General features: G+C 66.9%; 19 protein-coding genes. 13 read left to right on the top strand and 6 right to left on the bottom strand.

Translation table 11 applies throughout. The features are described from left to right. Positions 1-103 precede the first annotated feature (103 nt). Complete coding sequence (locus tag IU452_RS21805; protein WP_195110977.1) at positions 104-871, top strand: class I SAM-dependent methyltransferase; 768 nt, start codon at positions 104-106, stop codon at positions 869-871. Here IU452_RS21805 and IU452_RS21800 read toward each other — a convergent pair. Then, positions 868-1,452 (bottom strand): nitroreductase/quinone reductase family protein, encoded by a 585-nt coding sequence (locus tag IU452_RS21800; RefSeq protein ID WP_195110976.1) that lies wholly within the window; start codon positions 1,450-1,452, stop codon positions 868-870. The two genes, IU452_RS21805 and IU452_RS21800, sit on opposite strands and share 4 nt — an antisense overlap. A gap of 110 nt (positions 1,453-1,562) precedes the next feature. After that, positions 1,563-2,696 (bottom strand): FAD-dependent oxidoreductase, encoded by a 1,134-nt coding sequence (locus IU452_RS21795; protein ID WP_195110975.1) that lies wholly within the window; start codon positions 2,694-2,696, stop codon positions 1,563-1,565. A 501-nt stretch (positions 2,697-3,197) separates the two neighbouring features. On the opposite strand from IU452_RS21795, the gene IU452_RS38960 reads away from it, so the two are divergent. Beyond that, entirely contained in the window at positions 3,198-3,311 is a 114-nt protein-coding gene (locus IU452_RS38960; protein WP_195110974.1) for an SDR family oxidoreductase, read from the top strand. After that, positions 3,308-4,177, top strand: a complete 870-nt coding sequence (locus IU452_RS21785; protein WP_324192742.1) for an alpha/beta hydrolase — start codon at positions 3,308-3,310, stop codon at positions 4,175-4,177. Before IU452_RS38960 ends, IU452_RS21785 begins: the two co-directional genes overlap by 4 nt. A 65-nt stretch (positions 4,178-4,242) precedes the next feature. Here the strand turns inward: IU452_RS21785 and IU452_RS21780 are convergent, their stop codons facing one another. Together IU452_RS21780 and IU452_RS21775 are read right to left on the bottom strand one after the other, a co-directional pair. Then, positions 4,243-4,632: a VOC family protein gene (locus tag IU452_RS21780; RefSeq protein WP_195110973.1), complete on the bottom strand. Its 390-nt coding sequence runs from the start codon at positions 4,630-4,632 to the stop codon at positions 4,243-4,245. Positions 4,633-4,707: 75 nt separating this feature from the next. After that, the gene (locus IU452_RS21775; protein WP_324192741.1) at positions 4,708-5,778 is read right to left on the bottom strand and encodes a methyltransferase; all 1,071 of its coding nucleotides are present in this window, start codon (positions 5,776-5,778) and stop codon (positions 4,708-4,710) included. Between the two features lie 299 nt (positions 5,779-6,077). Here IU452_RS21775 and IU452_RS21770 point away from each other — a divergent pair, with 299 nt between their 5' ends. Genes IU452_RS21770 through IU452_RS21740 form a run of 7 tightly spaced genes read left to right on the top strand, consistent with a single transcriptional unit; the run spans position 6,078 to position 13,848 of the window. Next, the gene (locus IU452_RS21770; RefSeq protein ID WP_195110972.1) at positions 6,078-8,429 is read left to right on the top strand and encodes a bifunctional salicylyl-CoA 5-hydroxylase/oxidoreductase; all 2,352 of its coding nucleotides are present in this window, start codon (positions 6,078-6,080) and stop codon (positions 8,427-8,429) included. Beyond that, on the top strand, positions 8,426-9,205 hold the full coding sequence (locus IU452_RS21765; RefSeq protein ID WP_195110971.1) for an SDR family NAD(P)-dependent oxidoreductase: 780 nt from the start codon (positions 8,426-8,428) through the stop codon (positions 9,203-9,205). The genes IU452_RS21770 and IU452_RS21765 overlap by 4 nt, the downstream gene beginning before the upstream one ends. Continuing rightward, on the top strand, positions 9,206-9,739 hold the full coding sequence (locus IU452_RS21760) for a MarR family winged helix-turn-helix transcriptional regulator (protein ID WP_195110970.1): 534 nt from the start codon (positions 9,206-9,208) through the stop codon (positions 9,737-9,739). It abuts the gene before it with no gap. After that, a complete protein-coding gene (locus IU452_RS21755; RefSeq protein ID WP_195110969.1) occupies positions 9,736-10,587 on the top strand; it encodes an enoyl-CoA hydratase family protein in 852 nt (283 codons plus the stop codon). The genes IU452_RS21760 and IU452_RS21755 overlap by 4 nt, the downstream gene beginning before the upstream one ends. Before the next feature lie 2 nt (positions 10,588-10,589). Further along, positions 10,590-11,783, top strand: coding sequence for an acyl-CoA dehydrogenase family protein (locus IU452_RS21750; RefSeq protein WP_195110968.1), 1,194 nt, complete (start codon positions 10,590-10,592; stop codon positions 11,781-11,783). Between the two features lie 8 nt (positions 11,784-11,791). Then, entirely contained in the window at positions 11,792-13,438 is a 1,647-nt protein-coding gene (locus tag IU452_RS21745; protein WP_195110967.1) for an AMP-binding protein, read from the top strand. Continuing rightward, a complete protein-coding gene (locus tag IU452_RS21740) occupies positions 13,435-13,848 on the top strand; it encodes a RidA family protein (protein WP_195110966.1) in 414 nt (137 codons plus the stop codon). The genes IU452_RS21745 and IU452_RS21740 overlap by 4 nt, the downstream gene beginning before the upstream one ends. A 40-nt stretch (positions 13,849-13,888) precedes the next feature. Here the strand turns inward: IU452_RS21740 and IU452_RS21735 are convergent, their stop codons facing one another. Both IU452_RS21735 and IU452_RS21730 read right to left on the bottom strand, forming a co-directional pair. Next, entirely contained in the window at positions 13,889-14,392 is a 504-nt protein-coding gene (locus IU452_RS21735; RefSeq protein WP_195110965.1) for a GNAT family N-acetyltransferase, read from the bottom strand. 53 nt (positions 14,393-14,445) lie between these two features. After that, a complete protein-coding gene (locus IU452_RS21730) occupies positions 14,446-15,738 on the bottom strand; it encodes a helix-turn-helix domain-containing protein (RefSeq protein WP_195110964.1) in 1,293 nt (430 codons plus the stop codon). Between the two features lie 200 nt (positions 15,739-15,938). Between IU452_RS21730 and IU452_RS21725 the strand changes: the two genes are divergently transcribed. Genes IU452_RS21725 through IU452_RS21715 form a run of 3 tightly spaced genes read left to right on the top strand, consistent with a single transcriptional unit; the run spans position 15,939 to position 19,089 of the window. After that, positions 15,939-17,117 (top strand): MFS transporter, encoded by a 1,179-nt coding sequence (locus IU452_RS21725; protein ID WP_195110963.1) that lies wholly within the window; start codon positions 15,939-15,941, stop codon positions 17,115-17,117. Between the two features lie 35 nt (positions 17,118-17,152). Then, positions 17,153-18,406 (top strand): adenosylhomocysteinase, encoded by a 1,254-nt coding sequence (ahcY, locus tag IU452_RS21720; protein WP_195110962.1) that lies wholly within the window; start codon positions 17,153-17,155, stop codon positions 18,404-18,406. Between the two features lie 11 nt (positions 18,407-18,417). Beyond that, positions 18,418-19,089, top strand: coding sequence for an HAD family hydrolase (locus IU452_RS21715; RefSeq protein ID WP_195110961.1), 672 nt, complete (start codon positions 18,418-18,420; stop codon positions 19,087-19,089). The last annotated feature ends 8 nt before the right edge of the window (positions 19,090-19,097 follow it).

Below are 19,097 nucleotides of genomic sequence, written 5' to 3'. Positions count from 1 at the left end.
CTTATCCCTTGTGCGGCAACGCCATCCTAGAAAGCGCCACCGACATCTTCGATGAGCGGCAGTTCCGACGCAGCCCCCGCACAGCCGGATTAGGCTGGTCCCGATGCCCGATCCGTCGCACTTCGACAACCACGCGGAGATCTACGACCGCGCCAGACCGCCGTATCCGACCGCACTGTGGGCACGACTGACAGACCTCGGGTTGCTGCGACAGGGCACCCGGGTGATCGAGCTCGGCGCCGGCACCGGTCTGGCGACCGGACCGATGCTGCGGGCCGGTGCTTCGGTCACGGCCGTCGAGCCCGGCGCTGCCCTTGCCGACCGCCTGCGTCGACGCTGGCCCGAAGCGACGGTATACGTGGACAGGGCGGAGTCCGTACCGTTGCCCCCTGCAGCCTTCGATCTCGCCGTCGCCGCGACGGCAGTCCACTGGTTCGATCTCGATGTGGTGTTGCCGAGACTTCATCGAGCGTTGGTGCCCGAGGGGCATTTCGCCGTGTGGCGCAACGCGTTCGGAGCCCCTGCGGCGGCAGTCACCCCGTTCCGCGAGCGGGTCGCGGCGATCACAGCGCGCCGGGGCGAGCAGCATCGGCGGCGTGGCCCCGGCGAGCTCGACACCGATGCCTGGATGGACCGGCTCACGAGCAGTGGGCACTTCGCCGCCATGCATGTCGAGCAGTTCTCCTGGACGATCGAACTTCGGAGCGACCAGATTCACGATCTGTTCACGACGTTCAGCAACTGGAACCCTGCCGAGGTCGACGAGGCAGCTCAGGCGGCGCACGACCTCGGTGGGCGGGTGACCGAGCAGTACGTCACTCCGCTGATCGTCCTGAAAAGGATTGCCCGACACGTAATTATGGCTGGCTAGACTTCCAGATCGATGACCAGCGGGTGGCCGGTGTCGAACCAATAGCGGTGTAGTTCTTGGATTTTCGTTCGCGACGGAGCGCCACGCATGTGGAGTAGACATTCGCCGAAGTCGAGGGGTACGACCGTTTCGGTGAGCACCGCGCGGGCGGCCGCCAACTCCTGAGGCTCGGTGATCTCGCGTACCGTGCCCGAGAACGTGCCGCCGCGAATCTTCAATCGCACGTGCGGGTTTGCGCGAATATTCAGTAGCCATCCTGAGGCCGCGAAGGGACGATCGACCGCGACATGGGGAAGCAGGAGCTGTGTCAGGTACGCCTTGTCGCCGGACCGGATCACTCGCATGCATTTGCGGCGCCGCTTGCCGGTCTTGCGGCCGGTCGTGATGAGGATCCCGTAGCCCCTGGGCGGCCTCAGCAGGAACAGCGGAAGCATGGCAGCGCTGAGGTTCCGTCCATGCCGTGCCTCCCGGAGCAGGTTTCGGTGTCCGGGAAGTTTGGACCGCGCGGCACGCACCGCAGCGGCGCGACGGGCTTCGAGATCGGCGGCAGATTCCGGCCGATTCCTGTCCGAATCGGTCATGTGTCCCATGCTCCGCCCCATACGCGCCGGTGGACACCACCCACGGTAGGAATTCCGGGCCGCCGACGGACATGGAGCCGTTGGCGGCCAACCGATCTCCATCGGAACATTCAGTGGGCCCGATCGCCTCCGGTGAACATGTCGACCAGGCTGTGGGGGGCGTTGCCGCCGAACAAACTCTCGACGAGGACGGTGGTGTCGGTGGCGGCTTCGCTGCTGCGGGTGAACATGGCCTGCTCGTATTCGGTGAGCGCGGCCTCGACGTCGTCGGGGTGTGCGGCGAGGGCCTTGCCGAGTTCGGCGCCGTCGAGCATGGCCAGGTTGGCACCTTCGCCGTTCGGGGCCGAGAGGTGGGCGGCGTCGCCGACCAGGGTCGCCCCCGGCATCCGATCCCACCGGTGTTCGATCGGCAGAGCGTAGTGGGGGCGCCAGACCGGCGCGGTGTCCCCGTCGGTGATCAGAGCGGTGAGTTCCGGTGCCCAGCCGTCGAACTCCTGCGCTATCCGCACGGTGGCCGCGGCGGCATCGGTGAAATCGATGGCGGCGAACCAGTCCAGCGGCTCGGTGAGTTCCACGTAGGTGTGCAAGGTGTCGCCCCTTTCCCGGTGAGCGAAGATCCCCTTGCCCGGCGCGGGCGCGAACATCGACCCGTCGCCCACCGCTTTCGCGCTGGCCGGGCGGCGGGTGTCGGCGTCGAACAGGTAGGTCTCGACGAACGACGTGCCGGTGTACTCGGGTGTCGCGGCGGTCAGCAGCGGCCGGACTCGGGACCATGCGCCGTCCGCGCCGACGAGCACGCTCGTGGTGACGATGCTGCCGTCGGCGAAGCCCAGCTCATAGCGGCCCTCGCCGAGGGCACGAACACTGCTGAGTTTGTGGCCCCACCGGACGGTGCCGGCCGGGAGTGAGTCGAGCAGGATCTGCCGCAGCTCGGCGCGCTGCACCTCGGGGCGTCCACCCGTGCCGTCGTCGGCCTTGTCGAACAGGACGGTCCCGTCCCGATCCAGGACCCGCATCGCTTGGCGGCCTTCCAGGATGAGGCTACGGAACTCGGCCATCAGACCCGCCGCCTCGACGGCGAGTTGGCCGTTGTAGTCGTGGATGTCGAGCATCCCGCCCTGCGAGCGCGCCGTCGGCGAGGCCTCCGCCTCGTACACCGTCGCCGGGATGCCGTGAACGTGCAGGACGCGAGCAAGGGTGAGCCCGCCGAGTCCGGCGCCGACGATCGTTACTCCAGTGCGCATGGTGATTCCTTTCAAGTCGGTGACCGATCGGCTCGCGGCTGGCACACTGTAGTCGGAACGGCATTCCGCAAGTGCTGCAGCGCGATTCGTTCGCCGATCGTCGTGTTCGGTCACGCCGACGAGAGTGCTGGACGCCGATTGCACGGCCCTTGCGCACGGCTTGCATCCTCATGCGTCCATCCCGATTGCGGCGTAGAAAATCCATTCCCGGACCTCCGCTGCCCATAACAAAACAGTTCAGAGAAAGACACTGGGCCATATATTCACTGGCAGCTCATAGGCTGCTACCGGAAGCAAGATGCCCTACCCGGACAGCATTCCCCCGGAAATGTCAAGCAATGCCACCCGACCGCCCAGAACAAGAGAAAGTAGTGCTGTCAAGGTGTTTCGGGAATTTGTCAACCCGCCGTCTTCGGGGTAACTTCGATTTCACGATCAGGTCTCATACCCGAACGACTTCTGTGCTGCGTATTCATTTACCGAATCAGGGGATGTAATCAAATGACCATTGTGGTGACCGGTGCGACCGGAAGTGTCGGCAGACTTGTCGTCCGGCCGTTGCTCGACTGCCGCCCGACCGACCACGCGATGCACTTCGGCGGTGAACTCCGGTGACCGCCAGGATGATCCATGTCGGAGACATCGAACTGTGGACCGAAAGCCTCGGTGCCCCAACCGATCCGGCCCTCCTGCTTCTCGCCGGTGACACCCTCTCCTCGAGAGGCTGGCCGGAGCCGCTGGTCGAGCGCTTCGTGGCCGCCGGGCATCGGGTGATCCGCTTCGACTACCGAGACACCGGCAGGTCGACGTGGCGGGAATTCTCGCAGCACCCCTACACCTTCGATGACCTGGCCTCCGACGCGGTCGCGGTGCTCGACGGTTGGAAGATCGATACCGCACACGTCGTAGGTTTCGGAATGGGCGGCGGGATCTCTCAGCTGTTGGCGCTGGACCATGCGTCGCGGCTGCGGACCGTCACGCTGAGCAACTGCTTCGCGCTCGGGGTCGACTTTTTCCGCAATTGGGAGCGGGCGTTGACCGGCGAGCCCACACCGGACGGGCTGCCGACCCCCGATCGACGGTTCGTCGAGCTGGCGTTCGGAATAAGCACATCCCACGACGACCTCGAGCGGATGGCGGCCGGTGAGTTCTACGACGAGGCCGAGATCCGGGACGCGGAACTGATGTCCCAACGGCACGCGGGCCGGACGGATACAAGACAGCTGCACCCGCATGGTGAAGTCCACGTGGGGCTCGACGGCCGCGGCCCGGAACTGTCCGGAATCACCACCCCAACCCTGGTCATCCAGGGCATGCGTGACCCGATCAACCCGCCGCCACACGGTCGCCATCTCGCCGACCTCATCCCCGGCGCCCGGCTCGTCGAGATCCACGGGATGGGGCACTCGCTGCCCACCGCCGTGCACCACGAATTCGCCACCGCCGTACTCGAACACACCGCGGTGTCCGGCACGGTGTGACGGGCTCGCGGATAGTCCGCTGGCATGAACTTCACCGACGTGGGCTCTCGAGCGACACCCGCCCTTCAGCTCTCGACCGCCTCGACCCGGCGCCGGAGCAGACAGAACTCATTCCCCTCCGGATCGGCCAGCACATGCCAGTGTGCGTCGCCGGTCTGGCCGATGTCGACCTTCCGCGCACCCGCGGCGAGCAGCCGCTCCAGTTCCGCATCCTGATCGCGGTCGGTGGGATTCACGTCGAAGTGCAGCGGCAGTTTCCCACTCTTCGGCTCGGCGCTGCGGATGAACACCAGCGTCGGCTGCGGCCCGCCGAAGCCGGCCCCGGGCGGCCCGATCTCCAGAGCGGCATCGTCCTCCCAACCGAGTTCGACGTACCCGAGAACTTCACACCAGAAGTCCGCCAGCCGTTGCGGGTCGACACAGTCGATAACAAGTTCGGTGATCCTGCACGCCATGCGCGCGACACTACCTGTTCGGAACTGTCCGAGACTGTTCCGAACCGAAGCGAAGCAAATGAATTGGTACCCCTGCTACGGCTTGTGGGCCAGGATGATGCTGTTCGTCGTCACCGATTCGCAGGGGATCCGCTCCACGTCGGCGAAACCCGCGTCGGTCAGCCAGCTTGTGTACTCCGCGCCCGAGTAGTTCTTGCCGCCCTCGGTCTCGACCAGCATGTTCACCCCGACCAGCGCGGCCCGCGACGGTCCGGTCCGGTCGTCGTCGAGCAGGTCCTCCAGCAGGATGATCATCCCGCCTGCCGGAAGTGCGCGGAAACATTTTCCGAGCAGCGCCCGGCCGGTTTTCTCGTCCCAATCGTGCAGGACCGCGGACAGGCTGATGGTGTCGTATCCCGTGGGCAGTGCGTCGTCGGCGAGGAAATCTCCCGGCACGGTAGCGATGCGGGCCTCGAGTCCCGCCGCAGCGATCTTCTGTGCCGCGATCTCGCAGACGTGCGAAAGCTCGAACACGGCCGCGCGGAGCGTCGGCACTGCCTTACATGCCTCGATGACCAAGGCGCCTGATCCACCGCCGACATCCAGCAGCGCATGACGTTCGGCCAGCACCGGCAGCGCCCGCGCCATCACACGCCCGGTGAACGAACTCATCGAATGCATGGCTTCCCAGAACATCGACAGGACGAGCTGGTCGCCCTGGTCGAACACGCTCGACTGTTTCTCCGGATCCCATGTGGTCGGCCGGTTCGTCCTGACAGCGGTCGCAAGCTCCTGCCAACCGGGGTACCTGCGTCGATCGGCGTACCGGATGAAACCGCCGAAATAGTAAGGACGCCCTTCGACGAGAAACTCATCCGACAACGGCGAATTGCGGTATCGCTCACCGTCTTTGATCAGAAGCCCCAGGGACGCGCAGGCCGCCAACAAGATATCGGCAGGACGATCCTGAATTTCCAACTCCCGTGCGACGTCCTCGCGGCCGAGCCCGCCCGGTCGAGCGGTCACTTCGAACAAGCCGACCTCGAGTGCCGCGGCCAACGTCGACGCCGCCCAACCACCCTGCACGATCTCGAATAACGGGATCGGGGTCAAACCTTCAGGTGTTTCCCGGTCCCCTGCCGAAGGCTCGGTGTCGATCTCACTCACTCCCCGCCTCCTCGACCAGCAACTCGCCACGCGCACATCGCATCACGAAACGTAGACATCGAGTGGACCCCCTCGGAACAGTCTGACCGTGAGCGATCTCTCTATCTCGGACCACTTACCGAACCCACGCCGACGCTAGCAGATAACACACTGCGCCACAGCGCCTTTCGTCACAGTTGAAGAACAGGCCACAACCAGCACATGACCTGCCCGGTCGCACTGTCGGCCCGACGTGATGCTTGACAACTAAAGCTTTATACCTAAAGTAAATAGGGCGATCGGTGTGCGAGGAGAGCGTCATGAGGATCGTCTGCGTCGGTGGGGGGCCCGCGGGGCTGTACTTCGCCTTGCTGATGAAGAAGCTTGATGCGGCGCATGACATTACGGTGGTCGAGCGGAATCGGCCCTACGACACCTTTGGCTGGGGCGTGGTGTTCTCCGACGCCACTATGGAGAACATGTGCCAGTGGGATGCGCAGACCGCGGACGACATCCAGCAGGCGTTCAACCACTGGGACGATATCGAGCTGCGGTTCAAGGGGCGGACCCTGCGGGCGGGCGGGCACGGCTTCGTCGGCATCGGCCGCAAGAAGCTGCTGAACATCCTGCAGGCCCGCTGCGAGGAGCTCGGGGTGCGGCTGGTGTTCGACCGGGAGGTGGAGTGCGACACGGAGTTTCCCGATGCCGACCTGATCGTCGCCGGCGACGGCATCTCCTCCAAGATCCGCACCCGGCACGCCGATGTCTTCCGGCCCGATATCGTGCACCGCCCCAACCGCTACATCTGGCTGGGCACCCCGAAACGCTACGACGCGTTCACCTTCGACTTCGTCAGAACCGAGCACGGCTGGTTCCAGGCCCATATCTACAAGTTCGACGAGACCAGCTCCACCTTCATCGTCGAATGCCCCGAGAGAGTCTGGCTCGCACACGGATTGGACGAGGCCGACCAGGACGAGTCGGTGGAGTTCTGCGAAAGGCTGTTCGCCGACAACCTGCAGGGCGCGCCGCTGCTGACGAACTCGCGCCACCTGCGCGGCTCCGCCTGGCTCAACTTTCAGCGAGTGAGGTGCGAGCAGTGGTGGCTGCACAATGGAGACAGCCATGTCGTGCTGATGGGCGATGCGGTGCACACCGCGCATTTCGCGATCGGCTCCGGCACCAAACTGGCCCTCGAGGACGCGATCGAACTGACACGTCAGTTCACCGAGCACGGCGACACGGCGGCGGATCTGCCGAATGTGTTGAAGCGCTATCAGGATGTGCGGTCCATCGATGTGCTGCGCCTGCAGAACGCGGCGTGGAATGCGATGGACTGGTTCGAGGTCTGCGGTGAGCGGTACTGCGACCGGCTCGAGCCCGAACAGCTGATGTACTCGCTGCTCACCCGCAGCCAGCGCATCAGCCACGAAAATCTGCGGCAGCGTGACAAGGACTGGCTGGAGAACTACGAGCGGTGGTTCGACGCCCGCGCCGGTCTGCCGCGCCGCGCCGACGAAGCGCCGATCGCACCCATGTTCACACCGTTCTCGATGCGCTCGGTCACGCTGAACAACCGCATCGTGGTCTCACCGATGGCGCAGTATTCGGCGGTGCACGGGGTGCCGGGCGATTTCCACCTGGTCCATCTCGGTGCCCGTGCGCTGGGCGGGGCCGGGCTGGTGCTCGCCGAGATGACCTGCGTGAGCCCGACCGGGCGGATCACCCCCGGCTGCCCGGGGCTCTACACCGACGAGCAGATGCGCGCGTGGCGGCGCATCGTCGACTGGGTCCATGCCAACACCGACGCCAAGATCGGTGTCCAGCTGGGTCATTCCGGCGCGAAGGGCTCCACCCGCCGCATGTGGGACGGCATCGATCAACCGCTCACACCCGCCGACGACGAACCGAACTGGCCGCTGGTCTCCGCCTCGCCGCACCAGTATCTGCCGGGCGAGAGCCAGTGGTCGCGGGAGCTCACACGCGCCGAAATGGACGAGATACGAGAGCAATTCGTCGCCGCCGCGCGCCGCGCCGAGGCGGCCGGATTCGACTGGCTGGAATTGCACTGCGCGCACGGATATCTGCTGTCCGGGTTCATCTCTCCGCTCACCAACCACCGCACGGACTCCTATGGCGGATCGCTGGCGGGGCGGCTGCGCTATCCGCTCGAGGTCTTCCGGGCCGTGCGTGCCGCCTGGCCGCAACACCTGCCGATGTCGGTGCGCATCTCCGCGCACGACTGGGTGGACGGCGGTATCACGCCGGAGGACGCGGTCGAGATCGCCACGGCATTCCGCAAGGCGGGAGCCGATCTGATCGACTGCTCCTCCGGCCAGGTGAGCAAGCAGGAGAAACCGATCTTCGGCCGCATGTGGCAGACGCCGTTCGCGGATCGGATCCGCCACGAGGCCGGCATCGCGACCATTGCCGTCGGCGGGATCTCCGAGGCCGATCATGTCAACAGCATCATCGCCGCCGGGCGGGCGGACCTGTGCGCCGTCGGCCGCCCGCACCTGGCGAACCCGGCCTGGACGCTGGGCGAGGCCGCCCGGATCGGCCACACCGAGATCGACTGGCCCAAGCAATACCGTGCCGCCAAAAGGCAATTCGAGGCGAATATCGCCCGCGAGAAGGCGGCCGCGCAGCTGCCGGGACGGAACCAGGGATGACCACCTCGGCGGCCCCACTGGCCGGACAGCATGCCGTCGTCACCGGCGGCGGCAGGGGCATCGGCGCGGCCATCGCCCGGCGGCTGGCCCGCGACGGCGCCCGGATCACGCTGTTCGGCCGCGCAGCAGACACCTTGACGGCAACGGCCGCCGAACTACCCGGTCCCGCAGCATCATTCGTCTGCGACGTCACCGACGCCGCCGCGGTGTCGGCGGCCTTCGCAATGGCACGAGCCGAACACGGCACCATCGACATCCTGGTCAACAATGCGGGCCGTGCCGCCAGTGCGCCGCTGACGCACACCGACGACGCCCTCTGGCACGACATGCTCGCGGTGAACCTCACCGGCGCGTTCCTGTGCACGCGTGCGGCACTGACCGACATGCTCGACCGCGACAGCGGCCGGATCGTCACCATCGCCAGCACTGCCGGACAGCGCGGCTATCGGTACGCCTGCGCCTATGCGGCCGCCAAGCACGGTGTCATCGGCCTGACCCGCGCGCTGGCGCTCGAGGTCGCGGCCACCGGGATCACGGTGAATGCGGTCTGCCCCGGTTTCACCGACACCGATCTGCTGCACGACAACGTCACCATCGTCGCGGACAGGACCGGCCGCGACCGCGATGCCGCCCTGGACGCATTTGTCCGATACAACCCTCAGGGCCGGCTGATCGAGCCCGACGAGGTGGCCGACACGGTGGCGTGGCTGTGTTCGCCGGACGCGAAATCAATTACCGGGCAGTCCATTTCGATCAGCGGAGGAGAGGTGACCTGAGTGGCGAATCGAGCCGAGACCACGGCGCACGTGCTGGGTGACGAGCGCATCGGCGTCGAAGCCCGCGCGGCCGCGCACGACCATTTGGATGTGCGGTTGTGGCTGCGGCTGCTGGCGTGCAGTAATCAGATCGAACAGGAGATCCGGACCCGGCTACGCACGCATTTCGCCACCACGCTGGCGCGTTTCGACTATCTGGCTCAGCTCGATCGCTTTCCGGACGGCCTGCGGATGAGCTCGCTGTCGCGCTATCTCATGGTCACCGGCGGCAATGTCACGGGACTCACCGACCAACTGGTCGCGGAGGGCCTGGTCGCCCGCGTCCCCGACCCCGACGACGGCCGCGCCATCCGGGTGCGGATCACCGACAGCGGCCGGACTCGGTTCCGCGAGATGGCCGACGAACACGAGCGCTGGCTGACCGAGATGTTCGACGGCTTCGGCCGCGACGCCGAGCAGACGCTCTACGACCTGCTGGGGCGACTGCGAATCCACCTGGCGCACACCATCGATCGTCCCGGGAGCATCGAATGACCACCCATCTCGACCCCGCGCTGCGGGCGGGCAACCGAATCACCCTCGCCGACTATGCGGCACAGCACTTCCGCTGGTCGGTGAGCGAGGGCGTCGGCACCATCGTGCTGGACCGGCCCGAGCGGAAGAACCCGCTCACCTTCGACTCCTACGCCGAATTGCGTGATCTGTTCCGCCGCCTGGATCGGGCAGAAGATGTCTCGGTCATCGTATTGCGCGGTGCCGGAAGCGATTTCTGCTCCGGTGGGGACGTCCACGACATCATCGGCGCGCTGATCGGGCTGCCCGCACCCGAACTCCTGATGTTCACCAGAATGACCGGAGATCTGGTCAAGGCGATGCGCGCCTGCCCGCAGCCGATCGTCGCCGCGGTCGACGGGGTCTGTGCCGGAGCAGGAGCGATCCTCGCCATGGCGTCGGACCTGCGCATCGGGACCGCCCGAAGCAAGACCGCGTTCCTGTTCGCGCGCGTCGGGCTCGCCGGGTGCGATATGGGCGCCTGCGCCATCCTCCCCCGCATCATCGGTCAGGGCCGGGCGGCCGAGCTGCTGTATCTGGGCCGCTCGATGAGCGGTGAGCAGGGCCTGGCATGGGGTTTCTTCAATCAGCTCGCCGAACCCGACGAACTCGTCGGCGCCGCAGCGGATCTGGCGCGCGAACTCGCCGAGGGCCCCACTTTCGCCCACGGCATGACGAAAACGATGCTGCACCAAGAGTGGTCGCTGACCATCGACCAGGCGATCGAGGCGGAGGCGCAGGCCCAGGCGCTGTGCATGCTCACCGAGGACTTCGCCCGCGCCTATCACGCCTTCGCGGCCAAACGCCGGCCCCGATTCGAGGGAAACTGACCATGGACGGCGAACATCTCGACTGGCCGTTCTTCGATGCGCCCCACCGGGAATTCGCCACGAAGCTCGCGGCATGGGCCGATGAACACATCCGCGTCGACCATACCGCCGGGGTCGACGACTCCTGCCGCGCCCTGGTGCGCGAACTCGGTGCGGCGGGCTGGCTGCGATATGCGGTCGCGGGCACGGCCTTCGGCGGAGCGCGCGATGCGATCGATACACGGGCGATCTGCCTGGCCCGGGAGACACTCGCCTGGCACGACGCCCTCGCCGATTTCGCCTTCGCTATGCAGGGATTGGGTTCCGGCGCAATCGGTCTCGCGGGTACCGACGAACAGAAACGCCGTTACCTGCCGGGGGTCGCCTCCGGGACGGCGATCGCCGCCTTCGCCCTGTCGGAGATCGATGCCGGATCGGATGCGGCCGCGCTGACTTGCACGGCCCGCGCCGACGGCGACGAATTCGTCCTCGACGGCGAGAAGACCTGGATCTCCAACGGCGGAATCGCCGACTTCTACGTGGTTTTCGCACGGACCGGTGAGGCACCCGGCGCGCGCGGCATCTCCGCCTTCGTGGTGGACGCGGACACTCCTGGACTCGACGTGGCCGAGCGCATCGACGTCATCTCCCCACATCCTCTGGCACGCCTGCGTTTCGAGGGATGCCGGGTGCCCGCGGCACGGCTGCTCGGCGAGCCGGGCACGGGATTCCGGCTCGCGATGCGCACCCTGGACGTCTACCGCACCTCCGTCGCCGCGGCGGCGCTCGGCTTCGCCCGGCGTGCGCTGGACGAGGCGATGGCTCGGGCCACCTCGCGAATCATGTTCGGCGGGCGGCTGGCCGATCTGCAGCTCACCCAGGCCGAACTCGCGCGGATGGCGACCACGATCGACGCCGCCGCCCTGCTCACCTATCGCGCGGCATGGCAGCGCGACCGGGGCCGCACGGTCACCCGCGAGGCCGCCATGGCGAAAATGGCCGCGACCGAGGGCGCCCAGCGGGTGATCGACGCCGCGGTCCAGCTCTGGGGCGGACTCGGCGTGGTCAGCGGGCAGCCGGTGGAACGGCTGTACCGCGACATCCGGGCGCTGCGCATCTACGAGGGGGCCACCGAGGTGCAGCAGCTGATCATCGCGCGCGAACTCCTGCGCTCCCGAAACTCCGCCCGCCCAGCCATATCCGGCCAGCCCCAGTGAGATCGACCATGACCAGTGCGCACATCGACACCTTCGCTCACGACAACCTCCCGCCGACCGACCAATGGCCGGACCTGGTGTTCGACCTGCCCGAGCTGCGCTTCCCGCCGCAGCTCAACTGCGCGGCCGAACTGCTGGACCGGTGGGTGGAGAAAGGATTCGGCGATCGGGTCTACATCCGCGCCCCCGGCGGTGTCGCGTGGACCTATGCCGAGATGCAGGAGAAGGCGAACCGCATTGCCGCGGTCCTCGCCGACGACATGGGCCTGATTCCCGGTAATCGGGTGTTGTTGCGCGGCACCAACAGTCCGATGCTCGCGGCTTGCTGGTTCGCGGTGATGAAGGCCGGTGGTATCGCCGTGACGACGATGCCGCTGTTGCGGGCCAAAGAGCTCACGCACATCATCGGCAAGGCGCGGATCACGCATGCGCTCTGCGATGCCGTACTCGGCGAGGAACTGCGGGCAACCGCCTGTCCGGAGCTGCGCCGGATCCGCTACTTCAACAGCGACCGAGCCGCCGACGATATCGGCGGGGCCGGGCTGGAGGCGGCCATGGCGCTGCGGCCCGCACACTTCGATACCGTCCGCACCGCGGCCGACGATGTCTGTCTGATCGCCTTCACCTCGGGAACGACCGGTGTTCCCAAGGCGACCATGCACTTTCACCGCGACGTCATGGCCGTCTGCGCCTGCTTTCCACGCCATATCCTGCGGCCGCGGGCCGAGGATGTGTTCATCGGCAGCCCACCGCTGGGGTTCACCTTCGGGCTGGGCGGGCTGCTGTTGTTCCCGGCCACGGTCGCAGCGTCGACCGTACTGCTCGAAAAGGCCGGTCCCGCAGAGTTGTTCGATGCGATCAGGGAGTACGGCGCGACGATCCTGTTCACGGCGCCGACGATCTACCGCGCCCTTGCCGGGCGCGGCGATGAACTACGCAATACTTCGCTACGCACCTGTGTTTCCGCGGGCGAGCCGCTCCCCGCCGCGACCAGGGACCGGTGGCGCGCGGCCACCGGCATCCAGATCATCGACGGCATCGGGGCCACCGAGATGCTGCACATCTTCATCTCCGCCGACGCTGAACATGCGCGACCCGGTGCGACCGGACTGCCCGTACCGGGTTATCGGGCGCGCCTCGTCGACGAGACGGGCCGGGCAGTGCCGCCGGGAACGGCGGGAAGGCTGGCGGTGAAGGGCCCGACCGGCTGTCGCTACCTCGCCGACGAGCGGCAGTCCGACTACGTGCGCGACGGGTGGAATCTCACCGGTGACTCGTATCTGGTCGACGAGGACGGCTACTTCCACTATCGGGCACGCACCGACGACATGATCATCTCCGCCGGTTACAACATCGCCGCACCCGAGGTCGAGGACGCGCTGCTGGCCCACCCGGCCGTCGCCGAATGCGCGGTGGTCGGCGCACCGGACGAGGAACGCGCACAGCTGGTCAAGGCATTCGTGGTGCTGCAGCCTGGATATCGCGCGGATGACGACATGGTCCGGCAGTTGCAGGAATTCGTGAAGCGGACCGTGGCCCCGTACAAATACCCGCGGGTCGTCGTCTTCCGGAAATCCTTGCCGCGCACCGAAACGGGCAAGCTGCAGCGGTTCAAACTGCGCGAGGCCGATCCGAGCACCGAGGTGGTTCGATGAGGGTCCTGCAACCGCCCGGCTGGCCGCGTCCCCGCGGATACGCCAACGGCGTCGCCGCCCGGGGCGAGATGGTGTTCGTCGCGGGCATGGTCGGCTGGGACGCCGAGGGCAGGTTCCCCCACGGGGATCTGACCGGCCAGGTGCGCCTGGCCCTGTCGAATATCGTGGCCGTACTCGCCGAGGCGGGAGCCGAACCCGCCGATATCGTCCGAATGACCTGGTACGTCACCGACGCCGAGGAATATCTCGCATCCTCCCGCGAGATCGGCGAGGCCTTCCGCGACCTCATCGGCTGCTACCACGCCGCCATGACCGTCGTCGAGGTGTCCCGCCTCGTCGAGAAGCCCGCCAAGGTGGAGATCGAGGCGACCGCAGTGATCCCCGACCAACGGGGCACGGCATCCGCGTGACGGCATCCTACGTCGCATGACGGGACGGATACCCACCGCATTACAGGGCGTGTTCGAAAGTGGGGAGTAGAGCCACAACGTAGGCGACCGGCGAACCGTCCTGTACGCACAGGTGATGGCCGGACTCTACGAACCCGAGGCGCCGCATCAGTCGCAGGCTGCGCGTGTTCCATGATTGCATCACCACGCGCAGCGCGGATGTCGGATGCGCTCGGCGGACGTGATCGATCACCGCAGCACCGAAACTCACGCCGTGACCGTTGCCGACCCAGGCCGGATCCATGCCCACGCCGAGGTCGATCACACCGGGCTCCTCGCCCAGCCCGGGCACTCGCGCTTCCGCTCCGGTGCAGTAGAACCCGACCATTCGGCCGTCGTCGGCGTCGACCACGGCCATGTACCCGTCGGCGGCATCGGGAAGTCCCTCTTCAGCCGACAGGTTGTAAACACTCCAGGGGCCGTCGTATTGCCACGCAGCCACGCAGCGAGCGTCTCGAGCGGTCCATGGGCGCACGGCCAGGCGTTGGGGCCATCGGTCACTCATTCGCCCCATCCTCCCTCGATTCGTGGCCCGGTCAAACGATTTAGCGACCGAGCTCAGTGTCGGTCCCGCAACGACACCAGCTGCCGGGTCAGTCTGTTCACGGCGCGGTCGCTGTACGCCGAGCGAATGACGGCACGGGTCCGGTTCGCGCTGGTTGCCAGTGCGCGTGCGCCGTCTACGTCGTGTGCACGCAGGTGAGCTTCGGCGAGCCAGATGGTGTAGAGGGTGGTCTCGCGGAGGCGGCGGGGGTCGCAGTGCCGCAGCGCCGGACCCAGGCGTTGCTGTGCTTCGAGTGGCCGTCCCAGGACGGTGTCGACGCGGCCTGTGATGATGTTCATCTCTTCGGGGGTGAGCCAGTAGGCCCACGTGGGATCGGGGTCGGAGTCCGTGCGGTGGCTGTATTCGTCCTGGGCGCGCTGGATTTCGTCCGCGGCATGACGGGTGTCACCGGCGACCGCATGAGTCCAGGCGTTGCGTGCGTGCAGCAGTGCCCGCACGGTGGGTGTGGCGGTCGCCGGGCGATCGGAGTTGTCCATGCGGGCCAGCGCGGAGCGGGTGAGCAGCACCGCGTCGCGTGCCGGGCCACCGGTCTCGGCCATGTGGTACCCCAGGCTGGACACGATCTGGGCCGCGAGGACGAGATCGCCCGCCGCATGGGCGGTGCGAATTCCGTTGAGGTAGTAGCGTTCCGCCGCCGCGTTGTCGGAGGCGTCCGCGGTCGACCAGCCCGCGAGCTGGCACAGTTCGGCGACGGCGCGGAGCAGTTCGCGCCCGGTCCGCTCGGTGTAGGTCGTATCGCCCAACAGGTTCGCCGTGCGGGCGAGTTCGGCACGAACCGTCCCGTGCAGGTCACCACCGGCGATGAGGTCGTCGGCCTCGCGCAGATAACGCAGGCGTGCCCGGATTCGCTCTATAACGTCGGTGCCGATCCGCCCGATACCCCTCCCGGACTGCCGCATCTCGGTGACGGCCGGTGGCGGCGGCGCGATCAGCCACTGGTGCGCAACCCGCACCGCTTGACCGTCGGGCAGCGGGGCCGCCGGTACGTCCGTTGCCAGCTGTGCGACGAGCTCGTCGCGTTCGGTCGCGGTCCAGATGTCACTGATCAGGTCCGTTGGTGCACAGGCGGCGGGCTGACGTTCTCCCCCGTTCAGCAGGCACGCGAGTTCGTCGAGCCGCAGGCCCAACTCACGTGCCAGTGCCACGCGCAGGCGAGGCGATGGGGTCGATGTGCCCCGTTCCCAGCGAGCGACGCTGGAGACGTCGACTCCGAGACGGTGGGCAAGCGTCTCCTGAGTCTGCCCGCGGTCGCGGCGGGTCCGAGCAAGACCGGTTCGGCGTTCCACCGCCGTCAGATTACCTGTGACGCCGCCACAACCTCAGCCACCGCTGGAACCGAGACCTCCGAGATGCCCGGTAAATGCCTGGTTGATGCCCTGGTCCGCACCCGGTCGTCCAGGTTGACTACGAACACATCACAGCGAGTAAGGAGGAACCCCTGAACACCGGTGTCACCCCGGCCCCGGGGCGGTCGCCGCTCGGCGCGGTGCTGCGCTCCCCGTCGGTGCCGAGTCTGCTGTCCGCGTCTCTGATCGGCCGGCTGCCGACCGGTATGGCCCCGCTGGCGATTCTGCTCACCGTCCGCGACAACGGCGGCGACTACGGAGTGGCGGGCCTGCTCGCCGCGCTCTACGCCGCGAGCGCGGCGGTGTTCGGCCCGGTATCGGGCAGGCTCGTCGACCGCACCCGCCAGGCGACCGTGCTCCTGACCACCGCGCTGGTGTCTTCCGCAGCGTTTGTGGTGCTGGCGTCGGTGGACCCGCACGCCTTCGTATTCAGCGCGGGCGCAGCCCTTGTCGCGGGAGCGGCGACGCCACCGCTGGAACCGTGCCTGCGAGTGCTGTGGGGTGAGGTAGTTTCCGGCGAGCAGAATCTGCGCGCCGCGTTCTCCCTGGATGCCGCCACACAAGAGCTGATCTTCGTGTGTGGGCCGCTGATCGTCCTCGGCGCGACCGCGCTCACCGGCCCCGCCGCCGGGCTCCTGGTCGCCGGGGCAGTCGGCCTGTTCGGCACCGTGTGGTTCGCCACCGCGCCACCGGCGCGTGCGTGGCGCGGCACCGACGCCGAACGGCACTGGTTGGGACCGCTACGCGGAGCCGGTGTCCCCCGCCTGTTCGCGGCGTTGGTGTGCGTGGGCGCCACGATCGGCGTCTTCACCGTCAGCATCACCGGGTACGCCGAGCAGCACACCGGCCGCGGCTCTGCCGGATGGTTGATCGCCAGCAATGCCGCAGGCGCGCTGCTGTGCGGAATCGCCTACACCACAGCACCCATCGCACGCCGCGAAGACCGCCGCCTGCTCGCCCTTCTGGTGCTGCTCGCGCTCGGCTACCTACCGCTGGCTGCCACACCGGACACCGGGCCGATGACGCTGCTGGCCTTCCTGAGCGGCTGCGCATTACCCGCCACGCTGGCGTCGGCCTTCGCCCTCATCGCGCGGATGGCCCCCGAAGGAACGCTCACCGAAGCGCACGCGTGGATGATCACCTCGTTCGGCGTCGGCAACGCGATCGGTTCGGCGCTGGCCGGAACGCTGCTCGAACTCACGACTGTCCGAACCGCATTCGTCCTGGCCGCCGTATTCGGCTGCGCCGCCGCCGCATTGGCCGCGCGCCGACTCCTCACCGACGACGCCTTCGCCGTAATCGGGCTGAGGAATACCTGAATCTCCTGTCCGACAACAGAAACGAGTAATTCACGATGAGTATGCTGCGCGATGTCTCGCTGGCGGACGCGGGACGCTCGAAGATCGAATTCGCCACGCGCCGCATGCCGGTGCTGACTGCCCTCGCCGAGCGGTTCGCGCAGAGCAAACCGTTCGCCGGGCACCGGATCGCCGCATGTCTCCATGTCACCACCGAGACCGCGAACATGTGCAAGGCGCTCGTCGCCGGTGGTGCGGAGCTGGCGCTGTGTGCGTCGAATCCGTTGTCCACCAAGGACGATGTCGCCGCCTCGATTCAGCGCGACATCGGCGCCGAGGTGTTCGCGATCTACGATTGTGACCGCGACACCTTCTACCAGCAGGTCGAGGGCGTGCTCGGTATTCGGCCGACGATCGTGGTCGACGACGGGGCCGACCTGACGACGACCATCCACAACGACCGTCCCGACCTGCTCGACGACGTCATCGGCGGCACCGAGGTGACGTCGACCGGTGTGCTGCGACTGCGCAACATGGCCGACGACGGCGCTCTGCGCTATCCGGTGCTGCCCACCAACGACGCGGCGACGAAGCATCTGTTCGACAATCGCTACGGCACCGGCCAGAACACGATCGATGGGATCCTGCGGGCGACGAACATGCTGTTGGCCGGATCGACCGTGGTCGTCATCGGCTACGGGTGGTGCGGCCGCGGTGTCGCGATCCGGGCACGCGGCATGGGGGCCACCGTGATCGTCACCGAGGTCGACCCGGTGCGCGCGCTGGAGGCCAAGCTCGACGGCCTGCTCGTGATGCGACTCGAGGACGCCTTGGCACACGGCGACATTTATGTCACGGTGACCGGGAATCGTGACGTCATCACCCTGCCGCACCTGCAGCGCATGAAAGACGGTGCGGTGGTGTGCAATTCGGGTCACTTCGACGTCGAGATCGCGGTCGAGGCGTTGACCGAGGCGGCCGTCGAACGCCGCGAGCTGCGGCCGAACTGTGTCGAATACCAGCTTCCGGACGGGCCGCGCATCATCCTGCTCGCCGAGGGTCGTCTGGTCGGCCAATCGGCCGCCGAGGCCCATCCCGCCGAGGTGATGGACATGACCTTCTCGACCCAGGCACTGGGCGTGCAGTACCTCATCGAGAACGCGGCCCGCATGAAGCCCGGGGTGCACGAGATCCCCCGCGAGATCGAAAACACGGTGGCCCGAGCGAAACTCGAGGCGTACGGCGTATCCATCGACTCGCTCAGCGACCGGCAGCAGCAGTACCTGTCCGACTGGCGCATCGGCACATGAGGAGCGTAGGCATGCATGTCGAACACATCATCTGGGATTGGAACGGAACTCTGTTCGCCGACGGTCGAGCGTTGATCGAGTCGACGATCGACGCCTTCGAGGCGGCCGGGTTGGGGGCGATCGCACACGAGGATTATCAGCGACTGCATTGTCAACCGATCTCTTCCTTCTACGACAGGCTGGCGGGACGGCAACTGAGCGCTGTCGAACAGGAATTGCTGGAGAAGAACTTCTATGCTTCCTATCAGAAACGGCGTGAGGACATAGCTCTGGCGCACGATGCCGTGGAGGCGCTGACCACCTGGCAGGGAGCCGGCCGGAGTCAGTCGCTGCTCTCCATGCATCCGCACGATCGCCTGATGTCGCTGGTGCAGAAGTTCGGGCTCGCGGAGTTCTTTCTGCGGATCGACGGTCTGGTCGGCGACGAGTCCGCATACAAGGCCCCGCATTTGCGGCGTCACCTCGATTATCTGGACGTGTCCAAGGACAACATCCTGCTGATCGGCGACAGCGTCGACGATGCGAAAGCGGCGTCGCAGTGCGGAATCAACTGCATCCTGTACCACGCCGGAGCGAATGCTCTGCACGCCGAAGATCATTTCACCGATCTCGGCGTCCCCGTGGTCGCCGGCTTGCGCAACGCTGTGGCAGCGGTGCTCGACGCCGACGTGGGGGTGGTGTGAGGTCGCCG

This window comes from Nocardia transvalensis, from assembly GCF_015477765.1.
Classification (GTDB): Bacteria; Actinomycetota; Actinomycetes; order Mycobacteriales; family Mycobacteriaceae; genus Nocardia; species Nocardia transvalensis_A.
The sequence above is the reverse complement of the archived record's forward strand: the minus strand, read 5'-3'. Positions and strand labels throughout refer to the sequence as shown.